This is a genomic window from uncultured Pontibacter sp., assembly GCF_947492645.1.
Taxonomy (GTDB): Bacteria; Bacteroidota; Bacteroidia; order Cytophagales; family Hymenobacteraceae; genus Pontibacter.
In genome coordinates this window covers 40,353-57,854 of the sequence record NZ_CANLMZ010000012.1, presented here as the reverse complement: position 1 = coordinate 57,854, position 17,502 = coordinate 40,353, and the positions used below count along the sequence as shown (strand labels likewise).

16 protein-coding genes are annotated in these 17,502 nt (G+C 46.9%); 11 read left to right on the top strand and 5 right to left on the bottom strand.

Annotated elements, in window-relative coordinates; genetic code table 11:
* Positions 1–54 precede the first annotated feature (54 nt).
* Complete coding sequence (locus Q1A23_RS17570; protein ID WP_299825867.1) at positions 55–288, bottom strand: hypothetical protein; 234 nt, start codon at positions 286–288, stop codon at positions 55–57.
* Between the two features lie 188 nt (positions 289–476).
* Here Q1A23_RS17570 and Q1A23_RS17565 point away from each other — a divergent pair, with 188 nt between their 5' ends.
* The 8 genes from Q1A23_RS17565 to Q1A23_RS17530 all read left to right on the top strand — a co-directional run bounded on the left by Q1A23_RS17565 (position 477) and on the right by Q1A23_RS17530 (position 10,602).
* On the top strand, positions 477–950 hold the full coding sequence (locus Q1A23_RS17565; RefSeq protein WP_299825865.1) for a hypothetical protein: 474 nt from the start codon (positions 477–479) through the stop codon (positions 948–950).
* Positions 940–1,140 (top strand): helix-turn-helix transcriptional regulator, encoded by a 201-nt coding sequence (locus Q1A23_RS17560; protein WP_299825862.1) that lies wholly within the window; start codon positions 940–942, stop codon positions 1,138–1,140. Before Q1A23_RS17565 ends, Q1A23_RS17560 begins: the two co-directional genes overlap by 11 nt.
* Before the next feature lie 128 nt (positions 1,141–1,268).
* Positions 1,269–4,082, top strand: a complete 2,814-nt coding sequence (carB, locus tag Q1A23_RS17555) for a carbamoyl-phosphate synthase large subunit (RefSeq protein WP_299825859.1) — start codon at positions 1,269–1,271, stop codon at positions 4,080–4,082.
* A 271-nt stretch (positions 4,083–4,353) separates the two neighbouring features.
* Positions 4,354–5,280, top strand: coding sequence for a hypothetical protein (locus Q1A23_RS17550; protein WP_299825857.1), 927 nt, complete (start codon positions 4,354–4,356; stop codon positions 5,278–5,280).
* A 732-nt stretch (positions 5,281–6,012) separates the two neighbouring features.
* A complete protein-coding gene (locus tag Q1A23_RS17545; protein ID WP_299825854.1) occupies positions 6,013–6,303 on the top strand; it encodes a DUF4834 family protein in 291 nt (96 codons plus the stop codon).
* A gap of 42 nt (positions 6,304–6,345) precedes the next feature.
* The gene (locus Q1A23_RS17540; protein WP_299825941.1) at positions 6,346–8,781 is read left to right on the top strand and encodes a YfhO family protein; all 2,436 of its coding nucleotides are present in this window, start codon (positions 6,346–6,348) and stop codon (positions 8,779–8,781) included.
* A gap of 191 nt (positions 8,782–8,972) precedes the next feature.
* Positions 8,973–9,872 (top strand): pyridoxal-phosphate dependent enzyme, encoded by a 900-nt coding sequence (locus Q1A23_RS17535; protein WP_299825852.1) that lies wholly within the window; start codon positions 8,973–8,975, stop codon positions 9,870–9,872.
* Positions 9,873–9,966: 94 nt separating this feature from the next.
* Positions 9,967–10,602: a DUF4230 domain-containing protein gene (locus Q1A23_RS17530; RefSeq protein ID WP_299825851.1), complete on the top strand. Its 636-nt coding sequence runs from the start codon at positions 9,967–9,969 to the stop codon at positions 10,600–10,602.
* Between the two features lie 86 nt (positions 10,603–10,688).
* On the opposite strand, the gene Q1A23_RS17525 is transcribed toward Q1A23_RS17530, so the two are convergent.
* The 3 genes from Q1A23_RS17525 to Q1A23_RS17515 form a co-directional block, all read right to left on the bottom strand.
* Positions 10,689–10,859: a hypothetical protein gene (locus tag Q1A23_RS17525; protein WP_299825849.1), complete on the bottom strand. Its 171-nt coding sequence runs from the start codon at positions 10,857–10,859 to the stop codon at positions 10,689–10,691.
* Between the two features lie 173 nt (positions 10,860–11,032).
* Complete coding sequence (locus Q1A23_RS17520) at positions 11,033–11,446, bottom strand: zeta toxin family protein (RefSeq protein ID WP_299825846.1); 414 nt, start codon at positions 11,444–11,446, stop codon at positions 11,033–11,035.
* 175 nt (positions 11,447–11,621) lie between these two features.
* Entirely contained in the window at positions 11,622–12,104 is a 483-nt protein-coding gene (locus Q1A23_RS17515) for a regulatory protein RecX (protein WP_299825843.1), read from the bottom strand.
* 242 nt (positions 12,105–12,346) lie between these two features.
* On the opposite strand from Q1A23_RS17515, the gene Q1A23_RS17510 reads away from it, so the two are divergent.
* From Q1A23_RS17510 to Q1A23_RS17500, 3 genes are all read left to right on the top strand, one after another.
* Positions 12,347–13,216 (top strand): DMT family transporter, encoded by an 870-nt coding sequence (locus tag Q1A23_RS17510; protein WP_299825840.1) that lies wholly within the window; start codon positions 12,347–12,349, stop codon positions 13,214–13,216.
* A 219-nt stretch (positions 13,217–13,435) separates the two neighbouring features.
* Positions 13,436–16,027 (top strand): DUF5686 family protein, encoded by a 2,592-nt coding sequence (locus Q1A23_RS17505; protein ID WP_299825838.1) that lies wholly within the window; start codon positions 13,436–13,438, stop codon positions 16,025–16,027.
* A gap of 94 nt (positions 16,028–16,121) precedes the next feature.
* Positions 16,122–16,427 carry a hypothetical protein gene (locus Q1A23_RS17500; RefSeq protein WP_299825835.1) on the top strand — a complete coding sequence of 102 codons (306 nt, stop codon included), beginning with the start codon at positions 16,122–16,124 and terminating at the stop codon, positions 16,425–16,427.
* Between the two features lie 93 nt (positions 16,428–16,520).
* Here the strand turns inward: Q1A23_RS17500 and Q1A23_RS17495 are convergent, their stop codons facing one another.
* Positions 16,521–17,471, bottom strand: a complete 951-nt coding sequence (locus tag Q1A23_RS17495; protein ID WP_299825833.1) for an EamA family transporter — start codon at positions 17,469–17,471, stop codon at positions 16,521–16,523.
* Between the last annotated feature and the right edge of the window lie 31 nt (positions 17,472–17,502).

Sequence of the window (17,502 nt, the reverse complement as noted above, 5' to 3'; positions counted from 1 at the left end):
TTAAACAGCAAAGCCATCTGTGTAAAGATGGCTTTGTTAAAAGGGGAGATGAATTTATTTTGTTCTCATGTTGTTGGCGTTGCTGCCGTCCAGTTCGCGGGTATCTTTCTCTTCTTTGGCTGCTATGTTGCCTGCTTCTTCCTTGCCTTCATGCTCGTTATCTACAATGTTTACAGGCTTGGTTTCTACCTCGTCTTTCTTCACCCCCTCCAAAGGCTCTGGGTTCTCATCTGGTAAGCGTTTGCCTTCAGCAGCGTTTGTGATGATATCATCTTGTGGATTTTCCATTTTAGTAATTGCTTAAGTTATACTTAGTCTACTCTCAATGTTGCGGCATTGTTTGTACATGTAAGTTTAATTGCAAGCAATATTTTTATACTTGCAGCACTAAAATTTTTACTTTATGTAAATAATAACTTTCTTTGTGTATAATATATTTTACATTTGGTAACGTTAACTATACAAACCGAACATTTATGGAAGACCAGCTTTATCATGTAAGATTGCTGCCTTACAAATACAAGCAAACAGGCAAATGGGTGCTGATAGCAGGTTTGCCTGTAGTAGCAGGTATAGTTTATTTATTAAAAACTACAGGCTTGATCACAAATTCCATATCTTTTTTTGATAAATGGAATGATGCGATGGTGTATTACCCTATCATAATCGGGATGGCATTACTTGTTTTTTCGGAAGAGAAGCAGGAAGACGAAATGGTGCAGAACCTGCGCTACAAAGCTTTTGTAAGTGGTGTCTTTTTCCTGATCATGGCTATACTGTGGTTGCCAGTCTTTGGTAGTATAATGGCTTTAATAAGAGGAAAAAGTATAGGAATGCCCGATGCAGGCGGCATGCTCGGAGCGCTGTTTTTACTTTTGCTCTATACCTACCTATCTTTTAAATACAACCTATACCGAACCCGCAAGGCCCTGGAAGCAGATGAGGAATAATATTAAAGTAGAGCGGGCCAAAAAAGACATCACACAGGAGCAGCTTGCCGAGGTGCTGGGGGTTACGCGCCAAACCATCAACGCCATCGAGAAAAATAAATACCTGCCCTCCACGCTACTGTCGCTTAAAATGTCGGCATACTTTGGTATTACCGTAAACGAGCTTTTTATACTGGAGGAGGGCGATTAGCCGGGAGCATGATTTTAACGAAGGGGAAGGGAGATTGCCCGATTTGAAAAAAAATCATGTTTAGCGGCTTTCCTTTTGCGAGCCCCAACATTTTAGGCTAACTTTGGGCAATTTATACATACCATACCATGCCTAAAGACACCTCCATTAAATCTGTACTGATCATAGGCTCTGGGCCTATTGTAATTGGTCAGGCTTGCGAATTCGACTATTCAGGCTCTCAGGCTGCCCGCTCCTTAAGAGAAGAGGGCATCGAGGTTACCTTGATCAACTCCAACCCGGCCACTATCATGACGGACCCGGTAACAGCGGACAATGTATACCTGAAGCCTTTGGAGAAGAAGTACATTGTAGAGATCTTAGAAAAGCATAAGATTGATGCAGTACTACCAACAATGGGTGGGCAAACCGCTCTTAACCTGGCCATTGAGTGCGATAAAGCAGGTATTTGGCAGAAATACGGCGTACGCATTATAGGCGTTGACATCAAAGCCATTGAGACAACAGAAGACCGTGAGCAGTTCCGCCTGAAAATGCTGGAGCTGGACGTGAACGTTTGTAAAGGCGAGACAGCCACATCGTTTCTGCAGGGCAAGGAGATTGCTCAGGAAATCGGTTTCCCGCTGGTAATTCGCCCCTCGTTTACACTAGGCGGTACAGGTGGCGGTTTTGTAAATACGCCTGATGAGTTCGACGCTGCCCTTACACGTGGCCTGCACGCATCACCAACACACGAAGTGCTTATCGAGCAAAGTATACTTGGCTGGAAAGAGTATGAACTGGAGCTGCTTCGCGACAACCTGGGCAACGTGATCATCATCTGCTCTATCGAGAACTTTGATCCGATGGGCATCCATACCGGCGACTCTATTACCGTGGCTCCTGCCATGACGCTGCCAGACACCGTGTACCAGAAAATGCGCGACCTGGCCATCAAGATGATGAATGGCATCGGGCAGTTTGCAGGTGGCTGTAACGTGCAGTTCTCGGTTAGCCCTGAAGATGACACGATCATCGCCATCGAAATCAATCCGCGTGTTTCCCGCTCATCAGCCCTGGCCTCCAAGGCAACAGGTTACCCAATTGCAAAAATCGCTGCCAAACTGGCCATAGGTTATAACCTGGACGAGCTGAAAAACGCCATCACCAAAACTACATCGGCATACTTTGAGCCGGCTCTGGATTATGTGATCGTGAAGATCCCGCGCTGGAACTTCGATAAGTTCCCGGGTGTAGATCGCAGATTGGGTTTACAGATGAAGTCGGTGGGTGAGGTAATGGGCATTGGCCGTACCTTCCAGGAGGCGCTGCAGAAGGCTTGCCAGAGCTTAGAGATCAAGCGAAACGGTATTGGCGCTGACGGCAAAGAAAAAACAGATTACAATTACCTGATCGATAGCCTGAAGAACCCAAGCTGGAACCGCTTGTTCAGTATAAAAGATGCCATGCGCATTGGTATCCCAACCAATACCATCCAAAACCTGACCAAGATAGACCCTTGGTTCCTGGCGCAGATTGAGGAGCTGGACATGATGGAGAAGGAAATTGAAAAGTACAACCTGACTACCATACCAACTGAGCTGCTGCGCGAGGCAAAAGTGAAAGGCTACGCTGACCGCCAGATTGCACACCTGCTGCGCTGCAGAGAAAGCGAAGTGTTTAACCTGCGCAAAGAAAAAGGTATAAACCGCGTGTACAAGATGGTGGATACCTGCGCGGCAGAGTTCGAAGCCAGCACGCCATACTATTACAGCACCTACGAGGGCGAAAACGAGAGCATTGTTTCAGATAAGAAAAAAGTAGTTGTACTAGGTTCTGGTCCAAACAGGATCGGGCAGGGTATTGAGTTCGACTACAGCTGCGTACATGGTGTGTTGGCTGCAAAAGAGTGCGGCTACGAAACCATCATGATCAACTGCAACCCTGAAACTGTAAGTACAGACTTCGATATTTCGGATAAACTATACTTTGAGCCGGTATTCTGGGAGCACATCTACGAAATCATACTTCATGAGAAGCCGGAAGGTGTAATTGTGCAGCTGGGTGGCCAAACAGCCCTGAAGCTGGCCGAAAAACTAGACCGTTACGGCATAAAAGTGATGGGTACAAGCTACCAGGCACTTGATCTTGCCGAGGACCGCGGTTCGTTCTCATCGTTGCTGCGCGATTTGGGTATACCTTATCCACCGTTTGCCGTGATCGAGACAGCCGAGGAGGCGCTGGAGCTGAGCAAGGAATTGAAGTTCCCGCTGCTTGTGCGCCCGAGCTATGTACTTGGTGGGCAGAACATGAAGATCGTGATCAACAATAAGGAGCTGGAGGCCCACGTAATCGACCTGCTGAAAGACCATCCGGGTAATAAGGTGCTACTCGACCACTTCCTGGATAATGCCATAGAAGCTGAAGCAGACGCCATTTGCGACGGAGAGGATGTTTATATCTGCGGTATCATGGAGCACATTGAGCCGGCCGGTATCCACTCCGGAGATTCTTACGCCGTGTTGCCTCCATTCGACTTGAGCGAAAACGTAATGCGCCAGATCGAAGAGCACACTAAGAAAATAGCGGTTGCCCTGAACACAGTTGGTGTGATCAACATACAGTTCGCCATCAAAGATGAGATAGTATACATTATTGAGGCAAATCCTCGTGCATCGCGTACATTCCCGTTCATTGCCAAAGCGTACCGTGAGCCATACATCAACTACGCTACTAAAATCATGCTTGGGCATGCAAAAGTGAAAGACTTTAACTTTAGTCCTTACAAGAGTGGTTATGCGATTAAGGTGCCGGTATTCTCTTACAACAAGTTCCCGGAAGTAAACAAGGAGCTTGGCCCAGAGATGAAATCAACGGGTGAGGCTATATACTTTATTGATGACCTGCAGGATGATTACTTTACCAAAGTATACTCAGAGCGTAATCTATACTTAAGTAAATAGTATTACTAGCTATAAAGAAGAAGCCCTTTCCTGAACTCAGGAAAGGGCTTCTTCTTTATAGCCATGCGAGTAGCTTCGGTACATCCCCGGGAGATGTATTGTTGTTTGCAGCTTTAAGGGGATGCTATTCAGGAGATTTAAATAAAAAGTATGGGCGGGAGTGGCTTTAAAACCAAATATGGCCGGATAATTGACATGTTTTCGAAAGCCTGCGCAAAGCTTTTGCCGTAGAGCAATTTGTTACTTCCCGCTGATCTTAAAAACTTATAATATGAAGAAGAATATACTTGTAAAGAGTAAAAGTATTTGGGGCTTTTTGCTGCTGCTGGTACTTGCAGCCGGCTGTACAGCTCCACGCGCTGTCATAAACTCAGGTAAAGTAACGGCTCCCGGCCAGTTTAAAGCAGGTATAAATTTTGGCGGCAATGTTGCCACAGAGCCTATTGGCCAGTTAGATGATATTGCAAAGGCAACCGTGGACGCCATCTCTAAAAAAGACTCGGTTTATTACGACAACGAGATAGAGACAGCAACTAAAGCGTTACTGGCCTATGCCCTGGATCCGGTAGGCCCTACCTTTGATTTTTACCTGCGCTACGGCTTAGCGCCACGCGTGGATGTTGGGTATAAATTTGCCTCTGGGGTGCATGTGTTTGATACGCAATACCAGTTTATGGGCCCAACCGGCACACCAGAAAACCCGGGCGTTGGTGATTGGTACGGCAGCATAGGCCTGCAATACGCGGGGCAAAGCTCTGATTGGATAGACAACCTGTTCCTGGATAAGCTACAGCCGGTACTGCAGTTCACGGCCAAGCGTAAGGATATCACAGTTCCCATCATCTTCAGTAAATCGTTTGGGCCCGAGGAGGAGACAGGAAGTATAGCCTTTGGTGCTGTTTACAACCACACGTTTATAAAGTATGGCTTTGACCCCGGCGACCTGTTTAAGAAAGCCGGAGGCGAGGTAGACAAAGTAAACCCGCTGATGGAGAAGAACAGCTTTGGCTCGTACGGCTTTTTCGTAAATGCAAAGTTTGGTTTCAAGTACATCTACATTCTGCCTGCGCTTACAGTTTACTACCAGAATTACGGCGATTACAAGTTGTTAAATAACGCGACGCATAGTTTTTCCGGCATGACCTTTATTCCATCAATCGGCCTGCAGGCCAGCTTCGGTGGCGGGAGCAGGAGGTAAGGGATTTTTTGCCGGAGGGCTTCCCCTTAAGCTAGGAAGAAGTTTACTTATAGCGCGGTTATTTAGCCCATAGTAGAGGTGGTACAAGTTTCCATACTTAACTTTTTGCAATGCCGGGTCCAACCACCCCTGCCCACTTTGTGTAAGACGGTGAGTTTTTGGTTACTGCTTCTGCTGTCATTGTAATAGTAACGCTTTGTTCACTTTGTCATCCTGAAAGGATCTTGGTAGCAGGGAGGTCGGGCAGAAGCTACTATGAACCCACCCCACCCCAGCCCCCTCCGGGAAGGGGAACCTGTTCCCTGTCGCAACAGCCCCAGGCGAAGAAGTGTCAATCCCAGTCTTTGGGTTGAGCGCCTTCTATTGTTGCGGTGCCGCGTGAGCGGCAGCCGGAGCAGCGCGGAGGCAGCTTTCAATAGACAGCGCGATGCCCAAAGGCGAGGCCACGCGGCCTTGAGCGCACCAAAGCCAAAGGTTAAACGGTAGGCAAGTAAGGCTGGGGATTAATATCAGCTAGATAGAAAGGCAGAAAATTACAGCAACAACTAAAGTATAAATCAATACCACAAACAACCACGGAACTAAGCTAAACTCCCAAGCATTAACCAAGTATACTTCTTATCTTTGCAGCGCTACCGCCAAAACGTCAGAAACAAAAGTATTGGCAAGAGGTTTGTATAACAGAAAAGGTACTGTTTTTGCAGTATATCCGTTAAGCAAGAAAGCATTATCATGATCAAATTCATATTCGTTACCCTACTTATCATCTTCTTTATCCGGTTAGTGGCACCCTTCTTATTCAGGTTCCTGATCGGCCTATTCCTGAAAAAGAGCCTGCGCAACGGCACGTTCTTCTATAGCAACATGAAGCAACAGCAACAGGCTTACCAGGACTTCCATAGGAACAATGGGCAGAACAAAGAAAAAACCAAAGGCGGTGTAAAAATAGACTACATACCAGAGCAGAAAGACCGCAAGGATTTCGATGGCGGGCAGTATGTCGATTATGAAGAAGTAAAATAAAACTAGTATCTTTCAACTCCTATTTTCAGGTTTTTGAAAGATATGACAACTCCCTTCAACTTCAAGCGTGATGTGCTTCCGCATATTATTGCTGTAGCAGTTTTTTTACTTCTGACGGCGGTATACTTTGCGCCTGTTCTATTCGAAGACAAAGGCCTTTCACAGCACGACATCCTGCAGTTTAAAGGCGGCGCCAAAGAGATACAGGATTACCGTGAGGCAACCGGCGAAGAAGCCCTCTGGACAAATTCCATGTTCAGCGGTATGCCGTCTTACCTTATCAACACCCGCTACCCCGGCGATTGGTCAGGAGCGATTCACACCATACTTACCTTCGATATGCCTGCGCTGGCGGGTAATATCTTTATCACGCTGCTTTGTGGCTATATTTTGTTTGTAGCGATGGGCATGAGTTCCTGGCTTGCCATCATAGGCGCTATTGCATTGGCGTTTACCTCCTACAACATCATCATACTAGAGGCAGGGCATAATACCAAGTCGCTTACGATTGCTTATATCCCAATGGTTTTGGCTGGTTTAATTGTGACGCTGCGCCGCAACCTGTGGCTGGGTGCTGCCCTGTTTGCACTTGGCTTAACACTTAACCTGCATTTTAACCACCTGCAGATGACTTATTACATGCTGCTGCTGGTAGTTGTTTTTGGTATTGTTGAGGTATTTTATGCAATTAAACACGGTACCATCGCAGACTTGCTTAAAAGAGGTGCGGTATTGGCGATAGCTGCTATACTTGCTGTAGGCGTGAATTTTGGAAGGCTTTATACTACCGCAGAGTATAGCGCCCACAGCATACGCGGCAAGTCGGAGCTTACGCAACCAAACAGCGGCGAAAATATAGGCAGCGGCCTTGACCGCGAGTATGCCTTTAACTGGAGCTACGGCGTAGGCGAAACCATCACTTTATTGATTCCTGATTTTTACGGCGGTAGCAGCAGCTCTTCGCTAGATACCGACTCTGAAACCTATAATGCCCTGCTAAAGCTAGGTGCACCACCTGTGCAGGCCGAGCAAATTGTAAAGCAAGGATTGCCTATGTACTGGGGCCCTCAGCCCATGACGAGTGGGCCGGTTTATGTGGGAGCTGTTATCGTGTTCCTGTTTATACTGGGCCTCTTTATAGTAGATCGCCGCTGGACCAGTTGGCTGGTGGCCGGTACGGTGCTTTCTATTGTGTTGGCCTGGGGTAAGAATTTTGAAGCGTTTAACTACTTCATGTTCGATTACTTCCCGCTGTATAACAAGTTCAGGGCAGTATCGTCGGCGCTGGTAATTGCACAGGTTGCCATACCATTGCTGGCAATGTTGGCCTTGTGGAGGTTGTTTAAAGAGTATGCGCAGATTAAAGACCTCGATAAAAAACTGTTGATATCAGGTGGTATAACAGGAGGGCTTTGCTTATTGGTGTGGCTTTTTGCCGGCTCTGCCAGCTTTGTGTCTGGTGCCGATCAGCAGTTAATACAGGCGCAGTTTCCGATAGATGCCATTCGTGCCGACCGTGAAAGTATGATGCGCTCTGACGCGTTACGCTCACTAGTGTTTATACTTTTGGCAGGCGGTGTTTTATACTTCTATGTTAAAAATAAACTGTCTGCCACCGTCGCTATAGCCGGAGTAGGTATACTTATACTTGTTGATCTCTGGTCAGTAGACAAGCGCTACCTGAACAACGATGATTTTCAGCGCCAGGTGGTGGCCAACTACTTCCAGCCAACACAGGCCGACCAGCTCATACTTCAAGACAAGGACCTGAGCTACCGCGTGATCAATTTGCCTAATCCATTTAACGATGCCCGTACCTCGTATTTCCATAAATCTATTGGTGGATACCATGGGGCTAAACTGCGCCGCTACCAGGATGTGATAGATCGCCACATCTCTCAAAACAACATGGAGGTTTACCGCATGCTGAACACCCGCTATGCCATTACAGGCAACCCGCAGCAGCCGGTGCAGCGTGTGCCAGGTGCGCTTGGCAACGCCTGGTTCGTGGAGCAGGTAAAGCCGGTGCAGTCTCCGGACGAAGAACTGGAAGCCCTTACCATGTTTGATGCCGGTACCACAGCCGTAATAGACGTAAATAAGTTTCCGGTGCAAAAGCAGGAATTCTCTGCCGAAAACGCAAACATAGAACTGGTGGCTTACGATCCTAACAACCTGAAGTATGAATATCAGGCAGCTCAGGATGGTTTGGTCGTGTTCTCGGAAGTATACTATGCTGATGGCTGGCAGGCTTACTTAGATGGAAAACCAGTTGACCACTTCCGTGCCAATTATATTCTGCGTGCCATGCAGGTGCCAGCCGGCAAACATACCATTGAGTTTAAGTTTGCGCCAAAGGCATACTTCCTGGGCAATACCATCTCGCTTATTTCTTCTATTATTCTGATAGTGGTTATACTTGGCGCTATTGCTTACGGGGTTAAGAAAAAGCAGCGCGAGGAGATAGTTAAAAATTAAGTGTTTGAAGTATAAAGTATAATGGGAGCCTCAGTTAATGCTGGGGCTTCTTTTTGTAGTGTAAGAGCAGTAACTGTCGTTTCGGACGCTAGTGAGAAATCTGGAGCATTTCGTAGCCCCGCAATATTTCAGGTTTCCCGCGTAACTCGGAATGACATCTAAGCACTTGAAATTAGTATATACCCTTGCGTATGGAAGCACCGCTGCAAAAGCTGCAAGACCCGCTGTTGGAGGAACATGGCATTACGTTGTGGATAAAGCGCGAAGACCTGCTGCACCCGCACATTTCTGGCAATAAGTGGCGCAAGCTAAAGTATAACCTGCAGGCGGCCCAGGAGCAGCAAAAAAGCACATTACTTACATTTGGCGGTGCCTACTCCAACCACATAGCTGCTACGGCAGCAGCCGGTAAAGAGTATGGCTTTAAGACCATCGGTATCATCAGAGGAGAGGAGCACCTGCCCTTAAATCCAACTTTAAGCTTTGCCAGTTCCTGCGGCATGGCGCTGCACTACATCTCCCGCGAAAAGTATAAACTAAAGCACGACAGTAATTTTTTGCAGGAACTGGCAACGCAGTTCAACAATCCCTGCATCATCCCGGAAGGTGGCACAAACAACCTGGCTGTTAAAGGCTGTACCGAAATTATCGAGGACATCGCCATAGAGTATGATTACCTATGCTGTGCTTCAGGCACGGGTGGTACTATAGCAGGTATAATTGCAGGCCTGGCAGGAGAGAAAAAAGTACTGGGCTTCCCGGCTTTAAAAGGAGGCGAGTTTCTGCAGCAGGAGATTGAGGAACTGGTGCAGAACTACAGCGGGCATAAATATAGCAACTGGCAGTTAATTACAGATTACCACTTTGGTGGTTACGCCAAGGTAAAGCCCGAACTACTTAGCTTTATGAAGCAATTTCAGGAGCAGCACGCCATACCCTTAGAGCCAGTTTATACGGGCAAAATGATGTATGGCTTGTTCGATCTTATACAAAAAGGTTATTTTGAGAGAGGCACTACCATTGTAGCAGTACACACCGGAGGGCTGCAGGGTAACGCAGGCTTTAAAGAGCGGCTAGGCATAGAAGTATAAAATTGGCTTAGGAACAATTATTGCAACTATTGGTTTATGATTGCAGTTCTGTAGTCATCAAACAACATAAATTTTTAAGATTATCGCCGCACCCATGCCCTTACTCCGACTTGTAATTAAACTTATACCCTGGATTGTTGTTCTTGTGGCCGGCTTCATGTTCTGGCGTTTTGCAAAAGGCTTTTTTAGCGAGGATGCAGCGGATAAAGAACCTAAAGTTGTTGTAACCCATAACAGCGTGTTAACATCTGTGGAGGATTTGGGGAAGATGGAGCTGGTGCGCTACAATTTTAAGGATGTTGTGGAGTATGAGAAGAATGTGTCGCGGTGGGTGCCAAACTCTAAAGTAGTGTTGATAGTTTCTGGAGAGGCCGTTGGCTGCGTAGACTTTACAAAAATTACTGCTGCAGACATTGTGTTTGAAGGCGACTCTGTGGTGCAGGTGGGTTTACCTGAGCCTGAAATATGCTACTACAAAGTGGACCACAGCAAGTCTAAAGTGTTCAGCAAAGAGAATACATACTTTCAGGATGCCGCCCTGGTAGAAGAAAGCTATAAGTATGCCGAGCAAAACGTGAAAAAAGCAGCCCTGAACTCCGGTATACTCCGCCAGACGCAGCAAAACGCCGAAAAGATTCTAAAGCCAATGCTGGAGGAAATAACCGGCCGCCGTGTAGTGCTGGTGCAGCAGCGCAGAATCGAAAACCCGCAGCTGCCGCCGAAGCGTTGATTGATGATAAGATTTAACGTGCTCGTGCAGCCGAAGCCCGTTGCGTAGCAAGGGTTAAAGCTGCACTATGTTGTGAGGTGGGCTTTTTACTCAGCCGATAAATCTTTAGCCTTTACTATCACCACTTTTCCATTTCTTGAGAAGACAAGCTCTCCGTCTTCTTTTTGTTTTTTGCGGATAAGCTTCTCAACTGCAAGGTCTATACCTTTTAAAATCTTGTTCCGCAAATCAACTGTATCTATTTTATTCTTATTCATGGCTTAATGTTCTTAACTTATCCCAAATAGTTTGATTCTGTATTTTCAACTCTTGGTCTTCCTGGCCTTCTGCCACTATATTGTATGGTGTTTGTGAATTATCAATAACTATCCAATAATCACAAATAGGGATGAATAACTCAAAGAGGTTTTTAACTCCCTTTTTATATCTTCTACGGATTACATCTTCGGGGATATGGTGACCATCTTCCGCTACTCGGTTCTTTACACGTTGTTATGGCTAGCTCAGGAGATGCTAACCAGAAATAAACGAGGGTAACATTATACCCACTTTCCCTGGCTTTCTTGATTGTCTGCGCGTAGCTTCTTGTAGCGAGTGTTGTTTCAAGGGCAAACTCTTCCTTCTTTCTTAGTAGCTCGTCAATTCGTTGAAGCATTATTCTGCCTGCTTCTACGGCCACCTTTTCTGGTTGAAAAGGAGAGAGTCCGCGTGCAATCTCATCTGCATTAACAAATTCACGGCAGCCTAGCATTTCAGGAAGGACGGTGAAGGAAGCTGTTGTTTTTCCAGCACCGTTACAACCCGATATGATGTATAAATTTGGCATTAGTTTTTCCTTTACCAAATATACATTACTTTGTCATATTTGTTGGCAATTCATCTTGTGTCTTACCCACAACTACTGTATAAACGTCATCATGACGTTTATCTGCATTATATGTGAAAGTGTTTCTGCTATTTGGTAAAATAAGTTTTAGCTAATATACAGAAACGCTTTGATAACCGATATTCTTGCAAGCTTATGCTTCCAAGCTCTTGATCGCGTCCTGCACTAAGTCTCCTTCATAGCCTTTGCTCATAAGAAAATAGATCAGCTTTTGGCGGCGGGTAAAAGGGTTCTTTTCTTTCTCGGAGGCGTTTTTCTTCTCCAGCAGCTGCAGCAGGTTTTGCTCGTATACTTCGGGGTCTATCTCTTTCAGGCCCTGCTTTATGCAATAGTCCGAGATGCCTTTGCTCTTCAAGCCCTGCATAATTTTGCGCCGGCCCCACTTCTTCAGGCCATACTTTCCGCGCACATAGCTTTGGGCATAGCGTTCCTCGTCAATCAGTTTCTCCTGGCTCAGGCGTATAATCAGTTCCTCTACATCGTCAGGCTCAAGACCGTAAGTATACAGCTTTTCCCGTACTTCCTGTTGGGTACGGTCCTGGTAAGCACAATAGGCGGCGGCTTTTATCAGGGCCTCTTTGGGAGTATATGTTTTCTGTTTCTTCTGGCGATCCAAAATAGTGTGGTTGGTTACTCAAATATAAACAAGTTGACGTAAAGCAGAGTTCTGTATCTGCACTTTATACTTCTGCCCAAAAAGCTTCTTTCCGAAAGTATAAAAGCAGACATTTGTAGTGAAAACAATTTACAGGCAGCGAAGGGTAAAAGCACCCTGAAGTACAGCAAACAACTTTCTCGGGGTTATACTTTACCTCGGGATTTTTCGCCCCTCGTCTGATTTCTTTTGTAGTGGTACCTATGTTATCTAAAGGAGTACGGCACATGATGCTGTCTACGTTCTTCTTCGCTTTGATGAACGTTTGTGTGAAGGAAGTGTCGCATATACCGGCGGTGGAGGTTATACTTTTCCGCTCCGGCGTTTCGCTTGTTATGAGTTGGGCTATGCTGAAGCGGCAGAACGTAAGTGTGATCGGTACGCATCACGGTTTGCTGATAACGCGTGGCGTGGCCGGGGCAGCAGCGCTTATACTTTTCTTTACAACACTACAGCATATTCCTTTGGCTACAGCCGTAACCATACAATACCTGTCGCCTATTTTTACCACCATACTTGGCGTTTTCATTGTGAAGGAGAAAGTAAAGCCGTGGCAGTGGGTTTTCTTCCTGATCTCGTTTGTGGGTATTTTGGTAATTGAGGGGGTGGATGTACGCATATCACCGCTGTACCTGGGCTTGGGAGTGGCAAGTGCATTGTTTGCCGGCATCGCCTATAACATGATCCGGAAGCTTAACACCCGGGAGCATCCGCTGGTAATCGTTTTTTACTTTCCGTTGGTGGCGCTGCCTGTTACAGGTTTATACTCAGCTTTTAACTGGGTGCAACCAGAAGGTTGGGACTGGGGCATACTTATACTGGTTGGTGTGCTCACGCAGCTGGCGCAGTACTACATGACCATGGCCTACCAAACAGAAGAGCTCTCCAAAGTGGCCACCCTTAACTACATTGGCATTATCTACGCCCTGTTCTTTGGGTTTATATTTTTCGATGAAACATTCAGCGTGTGGTCGTATGCCGGTATGGCGCTGGTGCTTGTTGGGGTTGTGCTAAACGTGAGCTATAAAAACCGCCTTACCAAAAAAGAGGCCCTTGCAGCAGAAAGCAGGTGAGGCAGGTGGTTTCGTGATGGGCTTAAATTTGGATAAAATATAACGATGTGCTGCAACGTTAAGCAGTAGAAGTATAAATTGCACCATAAGTGCAGCCTTTTTATACGTTGCAGGCAACTGATTAACCGGTTTCTGCATCTACTTCGTAGTACTATCCAGGTTATACTAGCTAACGTACGGTATAGCTCCCCGGCTTTCTGAATCTTAAACACTTAATGCATGCGCCCTTTTTACCTGCTGTTTCTGTTATTAATACCAATAGTTAGCCAGGCTGGCACGTTGCGTGGCCGCATTACCGACGAAAACGGACAGCCGCTGCCATTCGCCAGTATCTACATAAACGAAACTGCCAGCGGCACCGCCTCTAACGACCAGGGGTTTTACCAGGTGCAGCTCGATGCCGGTACCTATACGTTAGAGTTTAAGTATGTTGGCTACCGCGCCCGCACCGAGAAGGTAACTATTGCCGATGGCACCCAGGAACTGAACGTGCAGTTACTGCCGGAGGTGCTAAACCTGAAAGAAGTGGTTGTGCGCGCCGCCGACGAAGACCCCGCCTATGCCATTATGCGCAATGCCATCAGGCTGCGCAAATACCACCAGAACGAAGTAAATGCCTGGAGCACACAAGTATACATGAAAGGCGTGGCCCGCATGGATAAAGTGCCGTCTAAAGTGTTGGGTATAAAAGTGGTGGATGTGGATACAGGCATCGTTTACTTGTCCGAGTCTGTTTCGGTTCTTAGCTTTAAAAAGCCCAATAAGATACACGAGCGGATGATCTCTAGTAAAGTAAGCGGTCAGAAGAAGGGCTTCAGCTTTAACCAGGCATCCGAAATGAACATCAGCTTTTACGATAACCTGCTAAAAGTGCAGGGGCTGAGCGAGCGTGGTTTTGTATCGCCACTGGCAAACAATGCCTTGTTCTTTTACCGCTACGAGTACCTGGGCACTTTTCAGGAGAATGGCCGCACCATCAACAAAATAAAAGTTATACCCAAGCGCAAAAACGACCCGGTGTTTTCGGGCTTCATGTACATCGTGGATGGCAGTTGGCGCATACACAGCACCGACCTGAAACTGACGAAGAACGCAGGAATTGAGTTTGTGGATTGGATACGGGTACGGCAGGTATACGCGCCTGTGGCCGAAGGGGTATGGCTGCCAGTATCGCAGAAGTATAACTTTGAGGCAGCCGGCTTCGGCTTTAAGGGTGGCGGCTATGTAACGGGTGTGTATTCTAAGTATAAAGTGCAGCCTGCTTACAGCAAGCCTCCGGTGCTGGAGGAGGTGGAGCCTGCATCCGAGAAAGAAGCCATCGCCCAGGCTAAATCTCCAAGAAAGGCAAAAGTAAGACTGGTAAAACCACAGGAGGCAACACCAGCAGAGCAAAGGCCTGCGGTAGACGAGAAACTGTTTACTAAAAAGGAAGTGCTGGCGATAGAGAAGGAAGCCAACACCCGCGACTCAGCCTACTGGGCATCGGTAAGGCCGGTGCCGCTAACGCAGGAGGAGGTAAAGGATTACACTAAAAAGGACAGCATGGAAGTGATCAAAAACTCCCAGGCTTACAAAGACTCTATCGACCACATCCGTAACAAACCCTCCATCGGAAACTTCTTGTTTGGAGGCTATACTTACAGCAACAGCTACAAGCGCACCCGCCTTAGCTTCGACCCGATTGTTGGCCTGACTGGCGGCGCAAGTATACTGCAGTACAATACCGTAGAGGGCGTGGCAGCCAATGTGCGCATGACCTATAACAGGAGCTTCGAAGACCGCCGCGCCTACGCCATTGAGCCAACCATCAGGTATGGCTTTGCCAACGATAAGCTGAACGCAAAACTGCGCCTTGGCTACAGCTACAACCCGTTTAAGAACAGCCATGTAGGTATTGAGGGCGGGCGCTACATTTACCAGATTAATAACCTGGAGCCTATATCTCCTTTTGTTAACACGCTTTATACGTTGGCGCTGGAGAAAAACTACATGAAGCTGTACCAGCGGGACTTTGGCCAGGTATCGTTCCGGACGGAGCTACTGAACGGGGTTAACCTGAACACGAACATTAATTACGCTCACCGCATGCCGCTGCAAAATACTACGGATTATACTTTCAGGAGCAGGAGCGGGGAGGAAGGCAGCAGGTTTACACCTAACACGCCTGTAAATGCAGAGTTAGGAGATACCGATTTTACAGCTCATGAAGCACTTACAATTACGGCCGCGCTTAGTTTTAAGCCGGGTATGAAGTACATTACCCGACCCGACGATAAGATTAACCTTGGCTCTAAATACCCACGGTTTACGCTGAGTTACCGCGGAAGTATAAAAGCACTGGGCAGCGATGTGCAGTACAATATGGCCAACCTGACTATAAATGATAATATTAGTCTGGGATTATTCGGTGCCAGCGAATATACCTTAACCACCGGCACGTTCTGGGGCAAAGAAGACATGCGCCTGATGGATTACAAGCACTTTAATGGCAACCGCACCTTATTTGCCGGCGTGTACAATGGTTTTCAGCTGCTGGACTATTACCGCTACAGCACCAACAACAGCTACCTGGAAGGGCATTTTGAACATCACTTCAATGGATTTTTGTTTAACAAAGTGCCGCTGTTCCGAAAGCTGAAATGGCAGGAAGTTATCAGTTTAAATTACCTGAACACCAGGGAGTCTAAAAACTACTTGGAGCTGGGCCTGGGCATTGAACACATCTTTAAAGTGATACGCGTAGATTTTGTCACCTCGTTCCAGGAAGGCAACAAAGCCAGAACGGGCATTATGATTGGCGTCGGGTTCTAAAACAGCAAATCTGGGAGCGCAGGTGTAAAGGCTTTGGATAACCAATTAGTGCTGTGTCCGTTAAAAAAGAGCAAATACGTAACTTAAAACGGACATGAAAAAGATCACAAATATATTTACAACAGGGGTAGCCGTAGCATTTGCAGCGGCCGTTGGTTTTGGCTGCGGCCAGCAAGACACTACCATTGATGAAAGTACCGGCACCGCCGAAGCAATCGTTGAAGGCGACTCATCGGCTGCAAACCTGAGCAACCCACGTCCTGCCCCCATCGGCGATACTTCGGAAACAGCTGAGCAGGCCAACCGCTTTGGAGAGATGAATCCGAATCAGGATACAGCCGCCAGAGCAATGCAGAAACTGGACGAAAAGAAACAGCAGCAAAAGCAGCAGAATCAATAAGCAAGTATAAAGCAAGAGCCCCGGTAGTATACAAACTGCCGGGGCTCTTGCTTTATACTTTTAAGTGAAACGCAGCAGCGCCTATACTTTGCATTATTTGCCGACAGCGGTAGTTCCTACAGGCGGAATAACTAAACCATCGCCTCTCTTTTTGCGGCCTTTCAGGTTCAGGTTGTAGATGATCACAGAGATAAAAATAATCAGGTAAGCCAGCACCTTAAGCGTTGTGGTTTCTTCGCCGAAGTATAAAAAGGCCATGATAAAGTTAAGGATCGGGTTAATGTACATCAGGATGCCAATAGTGCCGGAGGTTAGTTCTTTTAAGGCAAACAGGTTAAGGAAAAGCGGCAGCACCGTAAATGCAGCGCTTAACAAACCAATGTTCAGGTAAAAGTCCGGGCCAAGTGCTGTAGTGGCGCCTGCGCTAAAGTAAGAGTAAAACGGCCCTATAAAGGCAAAAGACAATAGCAACTGCAGCGTTAGCAGCACAATCTTGTCATAATCTTTAAGGATACGCTGCGTGATCAGGTAAAAAGCATAGCTCAGGGCAATCAGCAAACTAAACAAAAGGCTTGTTATCTCTCCCGACCCTATCAGCGCGCAGCTGATGGCACTTAGCGCAATAGCAATCCATTGGTTTAGGCGCAACTCCTCTTTCAGTAACAAGAAACCAAGTACGGCAGTTATAATGGGGCAAAGCAGGTACGAAAAAGAGCCTGTCTGTATGTTGATGTGGTTGATGACGTAGATAAACGACAGCCAGTTTACGGTGAGCAGCGCGCCACCCAGAAACGTATAAAGTATAAACTTGCGCCTGTCTTTTGGCTGGCTGCTTTTAACCGAAGCTAACGTAGATTTTACCTGCTTTTTCCGGAACACCAGGCAAATGAGCAACAGCAGCACCACCGACAGCGCCACCCTGAAGTATAAAATCTGACCGCTGGGGTATGCGGCGAGCGCCTTTAGCGGGAACGGTATAAAGCCCCAGATAATAAAAGCTGCTAGGCCAGCAGCGTAATAAGGTTTTTTGTCTATCGTATTCAAAGTATAGCTCATGTAAAAAAGTGCGCAAAGG

Bases quoted from the DNA above. Each gene is read 5' to 3' on its own strand.
- Q1A23_RS17570 (WP_299825867.1), bottom strand. From the start codon at position 288: ATGGAAAATCCACAAGATGATATCATCACAAACGCTGCTGAAGGCAAA.
- Q1A23_RS17565 (WP_299825865.1), top strand. From the start codon at position 477: ATGGAAGACCAGCTTTATCATGTAAGATTGCTGCCTTACAAATACAAG.
- carB (WP_299825859.1), top strand. From the start codon at position 1,269: ATGCCTAAAGACACCTCCATTAAATCTGTACTGATCATAGGCTCTGGG.
- Q1A23_RS17560 (WP_299825862.1), top strand. From the start codon at position 940: ATGAGGAATAATATTAAAGTAGAGCGGGCCAAAAAAGACATCACACAG.
- Q1A23_RS17550 (WP_299825857.1), top strand. From the start codon at position 4,354: ATGAAGAAGAATATACTTGTAAAGAGTAAAAGTATTTGGGGCTTTTTG.
- Q1A23_RS17525 (WP_299825849.1), bottom strand. From the start codon at position 10,859: ATGAATAAGAATAAAATAGATACAGTTGATTTGCGGAACAAGATTTTA.
- Q1A23_RS17540 (WP_299825941.1), top strand. From the start codon at position 6,346: ATGACAACTCCCTTCAACTTCAAGCGTGATGTGCTTCCGCATATTATT.
- Q1A23_RS17505 (WP_299825838.1), top strand. From the start codon at position 13,436: ATGCGCCCTTTTTACCTGCTGTTTCTGTTATTAATACCAATAGTTAGC.
- Q1A23_RS17510 (WP_299825840.1), top strand. From the start codon at position 12,347: ATGTTATCTAAAGGAGTACGGCACATGATGCTGTCTACGTTCTTCTTC.
- Q1A23_RS17500 (WP_299825835.1), top strand. From the start codon at position 16,122: ATGAAAAAGATCACAAATATATTTACAACAGGGGTAGCCGTAGCATTT.
- Q1A23_RS17535 (WP_299825852.1), top strand. From the start codon at position 8,973: ATGGAAGCACCGCTGCAAAAGCTGCAAGACCCGCTGTTGGAGGAACAT.
- Q1A23_RS17545 (WP_299825854.1), top strand. From the start codon at position 6,013: ATGATCAAATTCATATTCGTTACCCTACTTATCATCTTCTTTATCCGG.
- Q1A23_RS17530 (WP_299825851.1), top strand. From the start codon at position 9,967: ATGCCCTTACTCCGACTTGTAATTAAACTTATACCCTGGATTGTTGTT.